We start from the raw sequence: 18,507 nt of genomic DNA, 5'->3' as shown, positions 1-18,507 counted from the left end.
AAAGTGATCACCGAAGTGATCTATAATAGAGCTTGTCTTAAGCTCAAAATTCAATGCTAGCGAGAATTTTCATTCTCATTAAAACATTCACTCGTTGTTCAGTTTTCAAAGGACAATGTTCTCTCGTGTATCGTCACCTTGTTTAGCGGCGACTTTTATAATATATCACATTCGCCCGCTCAATTGCAAGTACTTTTTTTTACCACATCATCATGTGATGAAATCAAGCACTTAAACAACAGAGCCTCAAAAGCGACAAAGAGTAATATACCAAAACCGAACTCAAATTGCAAACTTTTTTTGTTTCCTTATCCTGTTAGTTCGTTCCTGAACCCCCGTGAAGCGAACCTTGGCTCAAACCAATTCAGGTGCTTTGTGAGAACCCAGAGGTTTATAAAGACTATATAGAAAAAACGTACCTTCCACAAAGGGAAGATACGTTTCGTTGAAATATAAATCTTAGTCGCCTTGACGCTCACGCATCAATGGGAATAACAGCACATCACGAATAGAAGGAGCGTTGGTCAGCAGCATGACCAGACGGTCTATGCCGATGCCCAGCCCGCCTGTCGGCGGCATGCCGTATTCCAGAGCACGAATAAAGTCATCGTCCATTTCATGCGCCTCATCGTTGCCCTGCTCGCGCTCCAACAGCTGAGCTTCAAACCGCTCCCGCTGATCAATAGGATCATTCAGCTCCGTAAAGGCGTTGGCATGCTCGCGGGCAACAATAAACAATTCGAAACGGTCGGTAAACCGCGGGTCTTGTTCATTCTTTTTCGCTAATGGAGAAATAGCAACAGGATGCCCGTATACAAAAGTAGGCTGAATCAGTGTTTCTTCAACGAACGTTTCGAAGAACTGGTTCACGATGTGGCCGAATGTCATCATAGGCTCTACCGGCACTTTATGTTCTTTGGCCAATTGATGAGCTTCCTCATCGGTCATATGCTTGCTGAAGTCGACACCTACGACCTCTTTAATAGCATCCACCATTGAAACACGTCTCCATTGCGGAGCCAGGTCGACTTCATGGCCTTGGTATTGAATTTTGGTCGTACCCAATACTTCCTGAGCAATATGGGCAATCATGTTTTCCGTCAATTTCATGATGTCCTGGTAATCGGCATAAGCCTCGTACAGCTCGATCATCGTAAATTCAGGGTTATGACGGGTGGAAATCCCCTCATTACGGTATACGCGGCCGATCTCATATACCTTCTCCATGCCGCCGACAATCAGGCGTTTCAAATGAAGCTCGATGGCGATACGCATATACAACTGCATATCCAACGCATTATGATGCGTAATAAACGGACGTGCGGACGCTCCCCCTGCAATAGCATGAAGCGTTGGCGTCTCCACTTCCAAGTACCCGCGGGAATCCAGGTAGCGGCGCATCGATTGAATAATTTTGGAACGTGTAATGAACGTTTGCTGCACTTCCTGATTCATGATCAGGTCCACGTAACGCTGGCGGTAACGAAGCTCAACGTCCTTCAGCCCGTGATATTTTTCAGGGAGCGGCAGGAGCGATTTGGAGAGCACTTCTACCTCCAGCGCTTTTACGGACAGCTCACCTGTCTTTGTTTTGAACATGCTTCCTTTAACACCGACGATATCCCCGATATCAAGCATATCAAAGGCTTTGTATTTCACCGTTCCGACCGCATCTTCACGGACATAAATTTGAATTTTGCCGGTAATGTCCTGGATATGGGCAAAGCTCGCCTTGCCCATACCGCGCTTTTGCATAATGCGTCCGGCAATGCTGACCTCAATCTCCTGTGCTTCCAAATCTTCTTTGGAAACCTCGTCATATGCTTTAAGCAGATCGGCCGCATGATGGGTAAGGTTAAATTTTTGTCCAAACGGGTCAATGCCAAGCGAGCGAAGCTCGTCCAATTTGTTTCTTCTGATCTGAAGCAATTCGTTTATTTCTTGTTCTACAGTCATGCTAGTTCCCAGCTCCTTATGATTTGCTGTCTATACGTTAAAAAAGCTTCCAAAGGAAGCTTTCTATCGACGGCTTTTACAATAACTACCGCATAAAACCCATCTTATTTCTTAATATCGATGATTTCGTACTGAATCACGCCCGCAGGTACGTTAACGTCAACCAAAGAGCCTTTCGATTTACCAAGAATAGCTTTACCTACTGGGCTTTCGTTGGAGATTTTATTTTGGAACGGATCCGATTCCGCTGTACCTACAATGTTGTATTCCACGATATCGCCGAATTCCAGGTCCTTCAGGGTGACGATAGAGCCAACACTGACGGTGTCTGTGTCGACATCATCATTATTAATAATCCGAGCATTCCGGAGCATCTTCTCCAGCGTCAAAATTCTGCCTTCGATAAACGCTTGCTCGTTCTTCGCATCTTCATATTCGGAGTTCTCGCTGATATCACCGTAGCCGATTGCTACTTTGATCCGTTCGGCAACCTCGCGGCGCTTGACGGATTTGAGGTGCTCCAACTCTTCCTCAAGTTTTTTCAAACCTTCCTGAGTCAGGATGACTTCTTTTTCACTCATTGCAACAATCTCCTGTCATGTGAAAGATTTTCATATTTCGAGCTGATTCCTTCGACTATGAATTCACTTATAAATAATATATTAACGATCGAGATCCTGATGCCTGATCCGCTTGTAATGACTATTGACTGATTATATTGCAACCCCATTCAAATGTCAATCTGAACCAAATGCTGCAAAAAGCCCAATTATTGTACCGCTGCGGACGTCTCCGAGGCTGTATCACTAAGGGATTCCTGACCCAATGACGCCACGAATTCTTCCAGCACACGAGCCATTTCATCCCGCTTCGTTTGCTCCATGATTACGTCCTTGACACGAGCAGCTCCCGGCAGTCCCTTCAAATACCACGCCAGATGCTTTCGCATTTCTTTCACGGCTACATGCTCTCCTTTGAGCGCAACCAAGCGGTCCATATGAAGAAGAGCAATACGCATTTTCTCTTGCCCTGATGGCTCAGGAAGCAATTCGCCGTTCGTTAAGTATTGTATGGTCCGGTACAGCATCCACGGATTCCCGAGTGCAGCCCGACCGATCATTACCCCATCGACACCTGTCTGATCCAGCATTCGCTTGGCGTCTTCCGGTGTGCAAACATCGCCGTTGCCAATGACAGGAATCGACACGGATTCTTTAACTTCCTTAATAATGTCCCAATTAGCATGTCCCGTATACATTTGTACGCGTGTGCGTCCATGTACGGATACAGCTGCGCCTCCGCCATTCTCTACGGCCTTGGCGTTCTCTACGGCATAAATATGCTCATCATCCCAACCGATACGCATCTTCACTGTTACCGGCTTCTTTACCGATTTGACCACGGTTGATATCATTTGCTCGATCTTGGGGGGATCCAGAAGCCAACGTGCCCCCGCATCGCATTTGGTGATTTTGGGAACCGGGCACCCCATGTTAATATCAATAATATCCGCATTGGTATGCTGATCTACATATTTGGCCGCTTCGACAAGAGATTCCGTGTCCCCGCCGAAAATTTGCAAGCTGAGCGGCTTCTCCCGGTCATCCACATAAAGCATCTCCATAGTACGGTGATTGCCATGCAAAATAGCTTTATCGCTCACCATTTCCGCACAAACAAGCCCGCAGCCGAATTCCTTGGCAATCAGTCTGAAAGCAGGGTTACATACTCCCGCCATCGGAGCCAATACCACCTGGTTCGGCGCTTCTACATTTCCTATCTTCAACATGTTAATCCCTCCTTCCGCATTCGTTCCTACTTCGCAGCAGGCAGCAATTCATCCGGGTCGATGCCCAGGACTTCAGATATTTTTCGAATGATCTTGGGATCAGGCTTCCGCGTCCCTCGTTCGATGGCACCAAGTACGGCGATAGACACTTCGAGCTGATCCGCCAATTCATTTTGGGTGAACCCCTTAAGCTTACGAAAAGCGCGGATGCGCTGTGCTATTGCATTTTTTTCCATAAAGCAACGCCTTCCTTTCCCTCCAGCTTTTCTAGGTGAGCCGCCCATTCGGCAGCCTGCTGCTCACGCCGCGCTTGCATGACCTCGACCAACGGCACAAGGACAAAGGCTCGTTCCAGCATTCTTGGATGGGGAAGGATAAGCGTCGGATCGTCCTGGCGTATATCATCGTACAGCAGCATATCCAAATCGATCGTTCTCGGTCCCCAACGGAGCTCCCGCGTACGCCCGAGGCTTTGTTCGATATGCTGCATAACGCCTAGCAGCTCTTTCGCCTCCAGGGACGTCCTGATTTCAATGACCATGTTAAGAAAAGCCGCCTGGTCTACGTAGCCTACAGGCTCCGTTTCGTAAATACCGGAACAGCCGCTAACCTCTATCGTTTCGTGTTCTGCCAGCAGGCGAATCGCCTCAAGCAGCAAACGTTCTCTGTCCCCCATATTGGAGCCAAGCGCAATGTATACGCGATGTGAAGGCTGTGAGCCCATGAACTTATGCCCGCTTTCTATGAATTTCAACTGTAACGCCATCGAACACCATTGCAACCGGCGGATGCGGCTTCCTGACGCGTACAGTAATTGCATTTATACTAGTATAAGTTTGTAGAAGCTCAGATGCAACCTGCTCGGCTAAAGCTTCAATCAGCTTGAAAATTCGCTTCTCCACGATGTTCTTAATGAGCTCATATGCTTCCGCGTAGTTGATGGTGTCCTCCAGATGATCCGTAGCTCCCGGTTTGTCCAAGGGCATATGCATTTCTACATCGACGTGATACCGCTGACCCAGCTTATTTTCCTCGGGAAACACGCCGTGATACCCATAAAATTGCATACCGTTCAATATGATTTTATCCATCATTTACCTCATTTCTCATCGCTCTTGATTGGAAGACGGTGCTTGATAATAGTGTCTGCCATGACAGCGACGCGCTTCATGGATTTGACATCATGAACCCGCATAATTCGACAGCCTTGTGCAATCCCCATGGCTACCGTAGCCGCAGTTCCTTCCACTACGTCGTTCGCAGGAAGCTGCAAGGCGGTGCGGATCATCGTTTTGCGGGAGGTTCCAAGCAGGACGGGATAGCCTATTGCGGCAATTTGATGAAGCTCGTTCATCAGCTGCAAATTTTGCTCGTAGGATTTGGCAAACCCGATTCCCGGGTCCAAAATAATCTGATGGTCTTTCACGCCTGCATCGTGGGCTATCCGGACGCTTTCCAGCAAATCCCCGATCACATCGGGAATGAAATTATCATACTCCGCCTTCACGCGATTATGCATAATCACGATGGGACACCCGTATTCGGCGGCAAGCTTCGCCATATGGAGTTCCTTCTTCAGTCCCCAAATATCGTTCAATAGATGGGCCCCCGCCTCCAGCGCTTGTCTTGCCACCTCTGTCTTGTAGGTATCCACCGACAGGGGCACCTGAATGCCGGCTTCCTTCAAAGCCCGGATAGTAGGAATAACCCGCTCCAGCTCTTGCTCCAATGTAACAAACTCCGCGCCCGGGCGGGTCGACTCTCCTCCAATATCAATAATCCCGGCTCCGTCGGCCACCATCTGTTTAGCATGGTCGACAGCGGCGGAAAGATCGGTAAACTTCCCCCCATCCGAGAAGGAATCCGGAGTAACATTCAAAATCCCCATAATGACTGTTTCATGATATACATCCAAAGCTATTCCGCGGCAGTCTATGTAAGGCTGCTGCTCATTGACTGATTTCGACATGAGCGTTCACCGTCATTTCCGTATTATTGTGTGTTGTCCGTATTGCTCTATGAGCCGCCTCGTCACCGGACCGGACGTACCGCTGCCTACCATGCGGGAATGGCCCTCCGGATCATATAGTGTCGTCGCCGGAACGATCTCCTGAATGGAATTCGTAATAAAAGCTTCATCCGCCAGCTGCAAATCTCCCCATCGGTACCAGCCCTCTTCTACTGCTATACCGAGCTGTTTGGCCAGATCCATAACAAAAGCTCTCGTTATGCCCGGTAATATTCCCGTATCAAGCGTTGGAGTATGAAGCTGACCGTGTTTGACGAAAAACAGATTGCTTACGATCCCTTCGGCAAGAAAGCCCTGCTTGTCGGTCTGCAAGCCTTCGGCTCCGCCTGCCCATGGGTACCGCTTCATTTCACGCTTGGCTAATATATTATTCATATAATGAAGGGATTTGAATCTTACGCTTCCTTCTGGCGTGTTTCGAGGCAAGGTTAGCAGCTGCAGCGACTTCCCCTCTCGATACAGCTTCTCGTCCCGATCAGGCAATCCTTTGACGTAGACAATCAAATTGGGTTTGCAGTATTCCCCGGCGGGAAGCCCCAAAATATCTTCCCCCGCCGTTACCGTAAAGCGGAAGTAGGCATCCTCTAACCTGTTCGCTTTAAGGAGCGATTCGATGATTCCCTCCCACTCTCCGGTCCCCGGCTGATAATCCATGCCCAGCTGTTCGCAGCCTGCAATCAACCGATCCTGGTGTTCCTTGAGCAAGAAAGGCTGCCCGTTATACGTACGGAGCGTTTCAAACAGTCCTATGCCGTAAAGAAAACCGTGATCGTATACTGAGACCACGGCCTGTTCTTCCGCTATTAAGCTTCCGTTGACATAGATGTTCACGCCTGCTTCACTGCCGTTTCATTCAAAAAGTTGCGCAGAAGACGCAATCCGTGATCGGTAATGATAGATTCGGGATGGAATTGTACGCCTTCAATAGGATATTCCTTATGGCGGAGCCCCATAATCTCGCCTTCCTCCGTCTCTGCACTGATTTCCAGGCAATCGGGCAGCGTCTCTCTATTGACGATCAGGGAATGGTATCGGGTGGCCGTGAAAGGTGATGGGATATCCCTGAAAAGGGTTTTCCCGTCATGCAGGATCGGGGAGGTCTTGCCATGCATGAGCCGCTCGGCCCGAACGACCTCACCGCCAAAAACTTGGCCGATCGATTGGTGTCCGAGACATACGCCAAGAATCGGAATTTTTCCTTTAAAATGCTCGATCAGCGACAGGCTGATTCCCGCTTCGTTCGGAGTGCACGGCCCCGGAGATATCAGAATATGGTCCGGCTTCATAGCCTCGATACCGGCCAAGTCGATTTCGTCATTGCGGCGAACCTCCACCCGTTGACCGAGCTCGCCCAAGTATTGCACCAAATTATAAGTAAACGAATCGTAATTATCAATGACTAGGATCACAGCTTTATACCCCCCGCGCTTCCATTTTTTCATTCCATTCGCTATATTGAATTGCTTTCCACATCGCTTTAGCCTTGTTGATGGATTCGGTATATTCCTTCTCAGGGACGGAGTCTATCACAATGCCGGCTCCGGCTTGCACGTAGCCTATCCCTTCCGCCATGACCAAAGTCCGTATAATAATATTAAATTCCATATCGCCATTGTAGTCAATCCATCCGATAGACCCTGTATATGGGCCTCTGCGCACAGGTTCAAGCTCTTCGATTATTTCCATCGTGCGAACCTTGGGAGCCCCTGTAATCGTTCCGCCGGGGAATGCTGCCGCAATGACATCGTAAGCTTCTTTGCCCGGCGCCAGCTTCCCTTCTACCTGCGAGACGATATGCATGACGTGGGAATAATATTCGATGACCATGAAGTCTTTGACCTTTACCGTACCGTAGGTAGATATTTTCCCCAGATCATTGCGCTCCAAATCGACCAGCATAATGTGCTCCGCACGTTCCTTCTCATGATGGATCAATTCATCCGCCAGGTGCCGGTCTTCCTCGGCATCCTTCCCTCTTGGCCGGGTTCCGGCGATAGGCCGGGTCCTCACGGTATCCTCTTCAAGCTGAACCAGCAGCTCCGGCGATCCCGATACAATGTGAAAGTCCCCGAACCGCAGCAGTCCCATGTAAGGAGACGGATTAACGACCCTCAGCCATTCATAGATTGCCTCAGGCGAAGCATGCAGCCGTTTATGCTGTCTGACAGACAAATTGACCTGAAACACATCTCCAGCCCCGATATAGCGCTGAATCTGTTGAACCGCCTGAATGTAGGCTTCTCTCGGGAAATCCGCCTGAATGCCTTCAATGGAGTCGACGTCGATATGAAGCAGGTCTTGATGTATACGTTCCATCATGCCTTCACGGAGGGCCCTATACTTCTCCGTTCGATTCGCGGCTGCAACGAGATCCCATTGGCGCTTCATCCGGTCTGCGTCCGCTTCCGCTTCACGGTAAAGCTCGGCCAAGGCGTCAGCCTCTTCCGTGCTCATCTTGTGAACGGCACAATACAGCACTTGCTCCTCATGGTCGATAATCCAAATCCGGTCGAATCTGGCAAAAGCATAGTCCGGCACCGGCAGGTCGTCCGAGGCTGTCTCCGGGAGCCTCTCGATAGAACGGGCGACATCATAGCCCCAATAGCCGACGCAGCCTCCCAGAAATTTGGGCAGCCCATGACCGCGAACAGCAGGTGAGCGGTATTCAGCCATCCATTGCTTTACCGCTTCAAGAGGCGCTCCTTCTCCCTCGGTCACGGTGCCGTCTTCATGATGAACGACGGTTCGCATTCCTTTGCCACGGATGGCAGATACCGGCTTTAACCCTAGAAAGGTATACCTTCCTCCCTTTCCGCTCTCCAGTACAAAGGAACCCGGTGACGCTTGCTCCCAGGCCGTTTCCCAAGAAATCAACCGATCTTCCTTCAAGGGGTAACGCCGTACGTAGGGAAGCATCGTATAGCGGCCCGCCCATTGCCGCCATTGTTCGTAGGTTATCATCGTAACGGACGCCCCTCCTTGCTTCTCATTCATAAGTTTTGGACTAAGTATACTTGATATTGCAAACGAAAAAAAGCCCCTCTCGATGGAAGGGCCTTTGCTTTTTCGTTATTAGTCTTCGAATTGATACAATGGCGTACTGAGGTATCTTTCACCGTTACTTGGAAGGATAGCGACGACCCGTTTGCCCGGACCCAATTCTTTGGCAACTTTTAATGCTGCAAAAATAGCCGCACCGGAAGAAATACCGCCAAGGATCCCTTCTTCTTTGGCCACACGGCGGGAGGTCTCGAATGCATCGTCATTCTCGACAGGAATGACCTCATCGTACACCGAAGTGTTCAGGATATCAGGAACGAAACCTGCACCGATTCCCTGGATTTTATGAGGACCTGGTTTACCGCCGGACAATACCGGAGATGCACTTGGTTCAACCGCATAAATTTTAATGTTAGGGAAATTTTCTTTCAACACGCTGCCCGCACCCGTAATGGTACCGCCGGTTCCGATACCGGCCACGAATGCATCCAGCTTACCGTCGTGGGATTGGATGGCTTCCACGATTTCCGGACCTGTTGTTTCACGGTGGATTTTCACGTTCGCTTGGTTTTTAAATTGCTGCGGCATGAAATAAGTCGGATTCTCGGCCAGCAGCTCTTCCGCGCGCTTGATAGCGCCTTTCATGCCTTCCGCTCCAGGAGTCAGTACCAATTGAGCACCGTATGCACGAAGCAGGTTGCGGCGCTCTATACTCATCGTTTCAGGCATCACCAGAATGGCTTTGTAACCCTTAGCTGCAGCTACCATGGCCAGGCCGATTCCCGTATTACCGCTTGTCGGCTCAATGATGGTATCACCCGGCTTCAGCTTGCCCTCTTGCTCGGCTACTTCCACCATGCTGATGGCGATACGGTCCTTTACGCTCGCACCCGGATTTTGATACTCCAGCTTAACATACACTTCTGCGCTGCCTTCCGGCACAACGCGATTCAGTTTGACTAACGGGGTTCCACCGATTAATTGTGTTATGTTCTGAACTAGTTTTGCCATCCTGACGTTCCTCCTAAAATAGATATGATGTATAATATCCGAGTAAATTGGTAGGTATTATAATAATATCTTATCAACCGGAGCTTAGGTTGTCAATATCATTTTGTGGATGTGTTTACCAGAAAGGATTGCCCCAGCTACAGCATAACCTGTACTTTATATTTTTCCCGCAGCTTTTTTATCGCGTCCTTAAGCGGCGGCGCTGCACGAAGAGCGAGCTCTTTGCGTACACTTTCCATGATCGTCTCCTTGCTCTCCTTAGGCTGCTCCTTCCGATCCTTCAATTTGATAATATAAAGCTGCCCGTTCAAGTCGATCGGTTTGCTTACCTCGCCTGGCTTAAGCTGTTTAGCCGCTTTCAGAATGGCCGGGGCGATAAAAGGGTCGTCTTCCTCCACCCATCCCAGATCCCCGCCGTTATCGCGTGTCGCATCATCCAAGCTCCGGTCTTTGGCAATCTGGGCGAATTCAATCCCCTTGCTTACGTCAGCCGCTACTTTGGCCGCCTGATCCTTGCTGCTTACGACGATCTGCTGCAAACGAAGCTGGGCCGCCGCTTTAAATTCTTCGGGATGGGACTGGATATAGGCATTGACCTGTTCATCCGAAACAATAATATCCTTCGTAATGATCTTCTCCTGAAGCAGCTTGTCGTAAATATCGGCTTTAAGAGCCTCTGGCGTCAGTCCCAGCTGGACCTTCATCGATTCATAGAATTGTCCTTCATTATCATAGCCTTGCTGCATGCGTTTTAGTTCCTTCTGGATTTCGCTTTCCTCCACAAACAAGCCCAATGCCTTGCCTTCCATGCGAATGACTTCATGATCCACCATTTGATTCAACAATTCCCGGCCATGCTTTTGCAGCAGCTGTTGTTCCAATTCCATGCTGGTAATGGTCTTATCTCCGATAGTTGCGATGACTTTTACTGACGGGTTCTGCTTCGTCTGATCCGGGCTCATGTCGACATGTCGTTGGTTGATTAGATCGGCAGACAATACGGAGGAAAGGATGACAACGGCAATGAACAAAACCGCTACGACTCCCCACAGTATCTTAATGTTTCGCATTCCTAATCCCCTCGTATGGTCACTATTGCTTTATTGGTATTCCAATAGGTTGTCTCAACCTTTATATCGTCCGGTTAAAGCTGATTGATGATAGATTTTAAATCCTCTTCGTCAAAGGTGTAGTGTTCGTTACAGAAATGACAGACGACCTCGGATTTCCCGTCCTCTTCCAGGATCTGCTCCAGTTCGTCACGTCCTAATGAGATCAAGGTTTGCTCCACGCGTTCCCGAGAGCATTGGCAGCGGAAATATACGTCCATTTCCTCCAACACCTCAACATCAGGAACAATACGCTGCAAAATCTGCTCCAGATCCAGCCCTTGTTCAAGTAGGGCGGATACAGGCTCAACTTTCGAAAGCAGCTGCTCGATGAGCGAGATTTCATCCTCCTTCAATCCGGGCAGAAGCTGGATCACAAAGCCTCCTGCAGAAGTAACGGCATAATCTACGCCTACAAGCACCCCTAAGCCAACCGCCGAAGGCGTTTGCTCCGATGTGGCAAAGTAGTATGTAAAATCTTCGGCAAGCTCTCCGGAGATCAAAGGAACGCTCCCGCTGTATGGCTTTTTCAGCCCCAGGTCTTTCACAACACTAATGTAGCCCTCGGTGCCGACCACACCTGCTACATCGAGTTTACCTACCGCGTTAAGAGGGAGATCCGCCTGTGGGTTGGCTACATAGCCGCGTACTTCTCCCTTGGCATTGGCGTCCACTACGATCTGACCGATGGGGCCTCCGCCTTTAATCATGATGGTGAGCTTCTCCTCACCCTTCAGCATAGCCCCCATCATCAGGCCTGCCGACATCGTTCTTCCCAGCGCCGCCGTTGTGGTTGGAGTCATTTGGTGGCGTTTGCTAATCTCATCTACTATTCCGGTAGAGCATACGGCAAAGGCTCTTACCTTGCCGCCCATCGCCGTTGCTCGAATTAAATAATCACGCATTGAGGTTCCCTTTCTATGCTGGTTGGTTTGATTAGGATGCGTTCATCCAATTCCTATTGGTTACGCTGATAGATCATCTGCAGCCCCTGAAGCGTCAGAAGCGGATTCACCTTCTCTATAGTACGGGACTCGCTCGCTATAAGCTCGGCCATTTCTCCTGTAGCGATAACCTTCGCCTGGGCGTTATGCTCCTCGCGAATACGCCCCACAATTCCGTCCACTTGCCCGGCAAAGCCATAAATGATACCTGCCTGCATCGAAGCGACGGTGTTGCGTCCAACGACCGATTTGGGCTTCACAAGTTCAATCCGCGGCAGCTTTGCCGCACGCTGATACAGGGCTTCGGTAGAAATGCCGACACCCGGTGCGACTGCTCCCCCAATATACTGGCCGGATGCATCAATATAATCAAAGGTTGTTGCCGTACCAAAATCAACAACGATGCATGGCGCGCCGTAAAGCTCGATAGCAGCGACTGCGTTCGCGATCCGGTCCGCTCCGACTTCGCGCGGATTCTCGTAACGAACGTTCAGTCCTGTCTTGATACCCGGTCCGACGATAAGCGGGGTTTTCTTTAAATATTTTGAACATAACTGTTCGAGAACAAACATGAGCGGCGGAACGACGGAGGAAATAATAATGCCCTCGATCTGATCCAGCTCAAGCCCCGAATGCTGAAACAAATTGTAAATCATCATTCCGTATTCGTCGGTCGTGCTGGAGCGGTTAGTGCTTAATCGCCAATGATGCAGCAGCTGGTCCCCTTCATAAAGGCCTAATACGATGTTCGTATTCCCTACATCCACCGCCAGTATCATGATGCTCCCCCTTTCCGCTCATTCAAATCCAGGCTGATATCCAAGGCTTGCACCGAATAGGTTAATCGACCGACGGAAATGACGTCTACCCCCGTAGAAGCAATGGCATGTATAGTGTCTAGGTTTACAGATCCTGATGCCTCTACAAGAATATGCGGAGCCTGGGATTTCATGCGTACAACCGCTTCACGCATTTGATCCGTTTTCATGTTGTCCAGCATAATGATATCCGGCTTCGCGCTCAAAGCCTCCTCCAGCTGCTCCATGCTTTCGACTTCCACTTCGATCTTCATCGTATGCGGAATCTGGGAGCGTGCGGCCAGAACCGCCTCCTTAATCCCGCCTGCGCCTTTAATATGATTATCTTTAATCATGACCGCATCGTACAAGCCAAATCTGTGGTTATGACCGCCGCCGATACGCACCGCATATTTCTCGAGCAGACGGTGACCGGGCGTCGTCTTCCTCGTATCCACAAGTCGGACCGGCAATCCTTGCAGGGCGTCTACGTATTGTCTCGTCCGAGTCGCAATGCCTGACATGCGCTGCATCAGATTCAATGCCAGCCGCTCGCCCAGCAGAATGCTGCGGGTGCTTCCTGTCACCTCGGCCAATACAGTTCCGTAGCTGACAGCTTGTCCCTCTTGCACCTTGGACTCAAAACGAAGCTGTTCGTCGACAAGGGAGAATACGGCTTCAGCAATCGGCAGGCCTGCGATAACCCCGTTATCCTTAAGATGAATAATCCCTTTGGATTGCTGACCGGGAGGAATGGTCGACATGGTCGTTACGTCGCCCATACCGATATCCTCTTCCAGCCACATTTTCAAGCTTTTCTTCACTAAATCCATTTGCAGCTCATACATCGTCAATACGTCCCTCCGTAATGCCGTGCTCGCGATGGAACACCGTATGCTTTCTCCAGTGGAGGTCATCTTTTTCGGGGAAATCCTCCCGATAGTGTCCCCCTCGGCTTTCCTCTCTAATCAAAGCGGCTTGCGTCGTAAGAAGCGCACAGGTAAGAAGATTGGCGAATTCATAATCCTCGCGCTTCGACAAGCAGGTATCATAGATCGAAATCTGCCTTTTCAGCTCCTCGTAGCCCTTCTCCAGCCCTGCCGCATTTCTTTTGAGACCTACATAGCGCAGCATAACCTTTTGCAGCTTAAGCCTTCTTTCCACAATCGGCTGCTTGGCATGCTCTGTCCGATTGGACTCGGACGAAATGGACGGAACGGATCCGACAGGGGAAAGCTGATGAATTCTTTCTATGATTCTGCGCCCGAACACAATCGCCTCTGACAAGGAATTGCTCGCCAGCCGGTTGGCCCCGTGAACTCCTGTAGAGGAAACCTCACCGCAAGCAAACAGCCTTGCAACCTCGGTTTCGCCGTACAGATCGGTTTTGACCCCGCCCATCATATAGTGAGCGGCAGGAGCGACCGGAATCCAGTCGGAGGACAAGTCCAGGCCGTAATTCAAGCAAAACTCATAAATCGTCGGGAACCGGTGCTTCACCGTTTCTTCCGATTCATGGGTAAAATCAATATAAACGAAGGTCGACTTCGTCTGCTCCATTTCGTTGACAATCGCTCGCGCTACAATGTCCCTGGGGGCCAGCTCCAGCTGAGGATCGTACTTCTCCATAAAGCGTTCGCCGTTAATGTTTCTTAATATAGCCCCTTCGCCGCGTACCGCTTCAGAAACCAAAAACCTTGGAGCGCCCGGGTAGCATAACGCTGTCGGATGGAATTGAACAAATTCCATATCCTGAATGAGAGCCCCGGCACGATACGCGATAGCGATTCCGTCGGCAGTCGCAATATCCGGGTTCGTCGTATACCGGAACAGCTGCCCGGCTCCTCCAGTACACAGGATGGTTGCGTTAGCCCGTACAAATACTTTTTGCCCGTCCGGCTTTTGAACCAATGCTCCATAGCATTCCCCGTCTTGCGTAATCAGATCAATAACAAAATGATCGTCCCACAGCTCGATATTCGGATGCTGCTTCGTCTTTTCCGATAAGGCGCGGACGATTTCCGCACCCGTTGCGTCTCCATGAGCGTGCAAAATCCGGCGTTGGCTGTGCGCCCCTTCCTTGGTCAGGGCAAACACTCCATCCTCCAGATCGAACTGCGTCCCCATCTGAATCAGGTCTTGAACTCCGGCAGGGCCTTCATGCACCAAGACGTTGACCGCGGCTGAGGAGCACAACCCGGCCCCGGCGTTCAGCGTATCCTGGTGGTGGTATTCCGGGGAGTCCTCGTCGGAAATTACGGCGGCGATTCCCCCCTGAGCATAGCGTGTATTGCTGTCCAACAGCGACTTTTTGGTGACCATCAGCACTTTAAAATGCTGACTGGCTTTAATAGCGGTAAAAAGCCCGGCGATACCCGCACCGATGACGATGACATCTGTATGTACTTGAGGCAGCTCGTCCAGTTGAAAGTCGACTAAATAACGTGGAATCATGATACGCTCTCCTTCTTTAATGCCCAAAAATGGTTAAAAGCTTCAAAGGAAATAGAGCTTATGCATACTGACACAAACAAGAGAGTAGCGCATGCTACTTCACTTGTAGCATGCGCTCCAGGGACGCCTTGGCTTGTTCTGCGATGTGCGGCGGTACATAAATTTGCGGCTGCATCGTTTCCAAACATTTGGCAACCTTTTTTAGGTTGTTGACTTTCATATTCGGACAAACCAAATATTTTGTTGCGAAATGGAACTTCTTATTCGGACTATCCAAGCGAAGCTGATATCCTGTACCGTCTTCCGTGCCAACAATAAATTCTTGGCAGTCAGATTCCTTACAGTACTTGATAATGGCTGTCGTACTGCCTACAAAATCACCCAGTTTCACCACTTCAGGGCGGCATTCCGGATGAACCACAAATTGGGCATTCGGATGGAGAGCTTTCATTTCCTCTACATCTTTGACGGTTAACATGTCATGAGTGTTGCAATATCCTTCCCAAATAATGACTTTTTTGTCCGTAAATTTGGAAACGTAATCACCCAGGTTTTTATCAGGCACCCAGATGATCTCATCGGAGTCGACGGAGTTAATGACTTTGATAGCATTAGCCGAGGTACAGCAAATATCGGTTTCGGATTTCACATCTGCCGAAGTGTTAATGTAAGCTACCACTTTGGCATTCGGATGCTGCTTCTTCAGTGCACGGAGTCCATCCACATTGACCATATCGGCCATCGGACAGCCCGCTCTCTCATCCGGTATCAGAACAGTTTTGTTCGGAGCCAGTATTTTTGCGCTTTCGCCCATAAAATGAACACCGCAAAATACAATAACGTCAGCGTCGGTCGATGCCGCCTTTTGGGCCAGCAAAAAAGAATCGCCGCGAAAATCAGCAATTTCCTGGATTTCATCACGTTGGTAATAATGAGCAAGAATAATAGCGTTGCGTTCCTTCTTCAATTGAGCAATTCGTTCCTTAAGCTCCCTTTTCTGTTCTTCCTTGCGCTCCAGAGCTAATGCTTCCATCGTCGCATTACCATCCTTTCCGTCCCTATGCCCCTTTTTATTTAACAACTAAGTCGTGAAAATGTTCACATATTGTTTGAAGATTTACAACTAATTTACACAACATCCCCGGTGGTGTCAATGCTCAAATAACAACAAAATACCCGAATTCATTCAGCAGATGACGGTGTTGTTCCGTGCTTTGGTCTCTAGTGTCCAGTTTCTATGTTAAGGCTAAATAAAGACAGTGAAAATGGGTGCATTGTCTCGCTGATGTACTTCCATAAAGTTGAGACCTTAAGACTTCGCTTCAGCAACCCCCCGTTTCGTAAACAAGTTGTTTATCTGTTAACGGGAAAGTGGTGTCTAGACAGCTACGGCGCAAAAAAAACCGAAAGGCATTCGCCTTCCGGTTCTGTGTCTCTTTATTTGTTCTCTTTATCTTCCTCATCGGAAGTACCTTTGTCGAAGTCCAGCTTGTTGGCATCTGCCGTTTGCTGTTGACCGACAATGTTCACCTTCACTTCAGAGCCGGCATCATCCAGCCTGCCGTTCTCGATGAGCTGCTTGATTTGTTCTTTCTCGAGGGTTTCCTTCTCGAGCAAGGTTTCGGCAATCAGGCGAACCTGATCCGCGTACTTCTCAAGCGTTTCTTTTGCTCTGGCATAGCAGCTGCGGATGATCGTCTGCATCTCTTGGTCGATTTCATAGGCAATCGCATCACTGTAGTTTTGCTCATGTCCGAAATCACGGCCCAGGAACACTTGCCCCTGAACATTACCAAACTGCATAGGACCCAGCTTATCGCTCATGCCGTATTCCATAATCATCTTGCGTACAATGCCGGTTGCCCGTTGGAAGTCGCTGTACGCACCAGTACCGATCTCGCCGATAAACAGCTCCTCGGATACGCGTCCGCCCAGCAAACCGGTAACTTTATCAAGAAGCTCGTTCTTGGTATTCATCATCCGGTCTTCGCCTTCCTTAGGCAGCATCATGACATAGCCGCCTGCACGACCGCGAGGAATAATCGTAACCTTGTGGACCATATCGGCATTCTCCAAATGGTAGCCGATAATTGTGTGCCCGGCTTCGTGGAAAGCCACCATGCGCTTCTCGCGTTCGCTGATGACGCGAGCTTTCTTCTGCGTACCGACAATAACGCGGTCGAACGCTTCGTCCAGCTCTTCCATAGAGATATCTTTCCGGTTGCGGCGGGCTGCAATCAGAGCAGCTTCATTCAGCAGGTTCTCCAGGTCAGCGCCTGTAAAGCCTGTTGTGTATCTCGCCAGCACATCCAGTTTAACGTCTTTATTCAAAGGCTTATTGCGAGCATGTACCTTGAGTACCGCTTCACGGCCCTTGACATCCGGACGATCCACCGTAATTTGACGGTCAAAGCGTCCCGGACGAAGCAGCGCAGGGTCTAGAATATCCGGCCGGTTGGTAGCCGCGACGATAATAATCCCTTCATTCGCTCCGAATCCGTCCATCTCCACGAGGAGCTGGTTGAGAGTCTGCTCCCGCTCGTCATGACCGCCGCCCAAACCGGCACCGCGCTGACGACCTACAGCGTCAATCTCGTCTATAAATATAATACAAGGTGCATTTTTCTTAGCGTTTTCGAACAAATCGCGGACACGGGATGCACCCACACCGACGAACATTTCTACGAAATCGGAACCGCTTATGCTGAAGAACGGAACTCCCGCTTCACCGGCAACCGCTCGCGCCAGCAAAGTTTTACCCGTTCCCGGAGGACCATTCAACAGAACCCCTTTAGGAATTCTGGCTCCTACGGCAGCAAACTTACGAGGATCCTTCAAAAATTCGACTACTTCCACAAGCTCTTGCTTTTCTTCGTCTGCCCCCGCTACATCCTCAAAGGTCACGCGCTTCTTCTCTTCATTATAAAGCCTCGCGCGGCTTTTTCCGAAATTCATCACCTTACCGCCGCCACCCTGTGCCTGATTCAACAGGAAGAAGAACAGGATGAAAATAATGACAAACGGAATAATGGAGGTAAGGAAACTGATCCAGACATTGTCCCCTTCCATTTTCTCGATGACGATGTTAGGCACGTCGCTCTTCTCGATCAAAGTAACGGTTTCTTGGTCGTAAGGCGCACGGGTTTCGAAATTCTTCTTATCCGGCGACTCTGGAGTTTTATATTTACCGCGAACCAAGTATGTTTGTCCGTCATATCTCAAACTGACCGATTCCACATTTTTGCTGATTAAGGCCTGTCGGAGCTTATCGTAGCTGATTACGTCTTTCTGGTCATTCTGTGTGCTGATAAAGTGAACGATACCGACAGTGACCAAAAAAATGAGCAAATAAAAGCCTGTATTGCGAATAATTCGATTCATCCCCTACCTCCTCTCAAAAACGGCAACTTTGTATATT

At 49.5% G+C, this 18,507-nt stretch carries 18 protein-coding genes; all 18 read right to left on the bottom strand.

Features of this window, described 5'->3' with window-relative positions:
* Positions 1–459 precede the first annotated feature (459 nt).
* The 18 genes from lysS to ftsH all read right to left on the bottom strand — a co-directional run bounded on the left by lysS (position 460) and on the right by ftsH (position 18,470).
* Positions 460–1,956: a lysine--tRNA ligase gene (gene lysS / locus B1728_RS34490; protein ID WP_079914950.1), complete on the bottom strand. Its 1,497-nt coding sequence runs from the start codon at positions 1,954–1,956 to the stop codon at positions 460–462.
* 104 nt (positions 1,957–2,060) lie between these two features.
* Positions 2,061–2,537, bottom strand: coding sequence for a transcription elongation factor GreA (gene greA / locus B1728_RS34485; protein ID WP_079914949.1), 477 nt, complete (start codon positions 2,535–2,537; stop codon positions 2,061–2,063).
* Between the two features lie 188 nt (positions 2,538–2,725).
* Positions 2,726–3,745 carry a tRNA dihydrouridine synthase DusB gene (gene dusB, locus B1728_RS34480; protein ID WP_079914948.1) on the bottom strand — a complete coding sequence of 340 codons (1,020 nt, stop codon included), beginning with the start codon at positions 3,743–3,745 and terminating at the stop codon, positions 2,726–2,728.
* A 26-nt stretch (positions 3,746–3,771) separates the two neighbouring features.
* Positions 3,772–3,981, bottom strand: coding sequence for a helix-turn-helix domain-containing protein (locus B1728_RS34475; RefSeq protein ID WP_079914947.1), 210 nt, complete (start codon positions 3,979–3,981; stop codon positions 3,772–3,774).
* On the bottom strand, positions 3,963–4,469 hold the full coding sequence (gene folK / locus B1728_RS34470) for a 2-amino-4-hydroxy-6-hydroxymethyldihydropteridine diphosphokinase (RefSeq protein ID WP_079914946.1): 507 nt from the start codon (positions 4,467–4,469) through the stop codon (positions 3,963–3,965). The genes B1728_RS34475 and folK overlap by 19 nt, the downstream gene beginning before the upstream one ends.
* A 4-nt stretch (positions 4,470–4,473) precedes the next feature.
* Positions 4,474–4,836: a dihydroneopterin aldolase gene (gene folB / locus B1728_RS34465; RefSeq protein WP_079914945.1), complete on the bottom strand. Its 363-nt coding sequence runs from the start codon at positions 4,834–4,836 to the stop codon at positions 4,474–4,476.
* Positions 4,837–4,844: 8 nt separating this feature from the next.
* A complete protein-coding gene (gene folP, locus B1728_RS34460; protein ID WP_079914944.1) occupies positions 4,845–5,714 on the bottom strand; it encodes a dihydropteroate synthase in 870 nt (289 codons plus the stop codon).
* A gap of 12 nt (positions 5,715–5,726) precedes the next feature.
* Complete coding sequence (gene pabC / locus B1728_RS34455; RefSeq protein WP_079914943.1) at positions 5,727–6,605, bottom strand: aminodeoxychorismate lyase; 879 nt, start codon at positions 6,603–6,605, stop codon at positions 5,727–5,729.
* A complete protein-coding gene (gene pabA / locus B1728_RS34450) occupies positions 6,602–7,183 on the bottom strand; it encodes an aminodeoxychorismate/anthranilate synthase component II (protein WP_079914942.1) in 582 nt (193 codons plus the stop codon). Before pabA ends, pabC begins: the two co-directional genes overlap by 4 nt.
* Before the next feature lie 4 nt (positions 7,184–7,187).
* Positions 7,188–8,735, bottom strand: a complete 1,548-nt coding sequence (locus B1728_RS34445; RefSeq protein WP_079914941.1) for an anthranilate synthase component I family protein — start codon at positions 8,733–8,735, stop codon at positions 7,188–7,190.
* A 111-nt stretch (positions 8,736–8,846) separates the two neighbouring features.
* A complete protein-coding gene (cysK, locus tag B1728_RS34440) occupies positions 8,847–9,785 on the bottom strand; it encodes a cysteine synthase A (protein WP_079914940.1) in 939 nt (312 codons plus the stop codon).
* A 137-nt stretch (positions 9,786–9,922) separates the two neighbouring features.
* On the bottom strand, positions 9,923–10,855 hold the full coding sequence (locus B1728_RS34435; protein WP_079914939.1) for a peptidyl-prolyl cis-trans isomerase: 933 nt from the start codon (positions 10,853–10,855) through the stop codon (positions 9,923–9,925).
* Between the two features lie 74 nt (positions 10,856–10,929).
* Complete coding sequence (gene hslO, locus B1728_RS34430; protein ID WP_079914938.1) at positions 10,930–11,799, bottom strand: Hsp33 family molecular chaperone HslO; 870 nt, start codon at positions 11,797–11,799, stop codon at positions 10,930–10,932.
* 53 nt (positions 11,800–11,852) lie between these two features.
* Positions 11,853–12,617, bottom strand: a complete 765-nt coding sequence (locus tag B1728_RS34425; protein WP_079914937.1) for a type III pantothenate kinase — start codon at positions 12,615–12,617, stop codon at positions 11,853–11,855.
* Positions 12,614–13,483 (bottom strand): carboxylating nicotinate-nucleotide diphosphorylase, encoded by an 870-nt coding sequence (gene nadC / locus B1728_RS34420; RefSeq protein ID WP_079914936.1) that lies wholly within the window; start codon positions 13,481–13,483, stop codon positions 12,614–12,616. Before nadC ends, B1728_RS34425 begins: the two co-directional genes overlap by 4 nt.
* Positions 13,476–15,089 carry an L-aspartate oxidase gene (gene nadB / locus B1728_RS34415; RefSeq protein WP_079914935.1) on the bottom strand — a complete coding sequence of 538 codons (1,614 nt, stop codon included), beginning with the start codon at positions 15,087–15,089 and terminating at the stop codon, positions 13,476–13,478. Before nadB ends, nadC begins: the two co-directional genes overlap by 8 nt.
* Before the next feature lie 94 nt (positions 15,090–15,183).
* Entirely contained in the window at positions 15,184–16,122 is a 939-nt protein-coding gene (nadA, locus tag B1728_RS34410) for a quinolinate synthase NadA (protein WP_079914934.1), read from the bottom strand.
* 404 nt (positions 16,123–16,526) lie between these two features.
* Positions 16,527–18,470 carry an ATP-dependent zinc metalloprotease FtsH gene (gene ftsH, locus B1728_RS34405; RefSeq protein WP_079914933.1) on the bottom strand — a complete coding sequence of 648 codons (1,944 nt, stop codon included), beginning with the start codon at positions 18,468–18,470 and terminating at the stop codon, positions 16,527–16,529.
* Positions 18,471–18,507 lie beyond the last annotated feature (37 nt).

Source organism: Paenibacillus sp. 32352, assembly GCF_002042965.1.
In the GTDB taxonomy this organism is placed as follows: Bacteria; Bacillota; Bacilli; order Paenibacillales; family NBRC-103111; genus Paenibacillus_S; species Paenibacillus_S vulneris.
The sequence above is the reverse complement of the archived record's forward strand: the minus strand, read 5'-3'. Positions and strand labels throughout refer to the sequence as shown.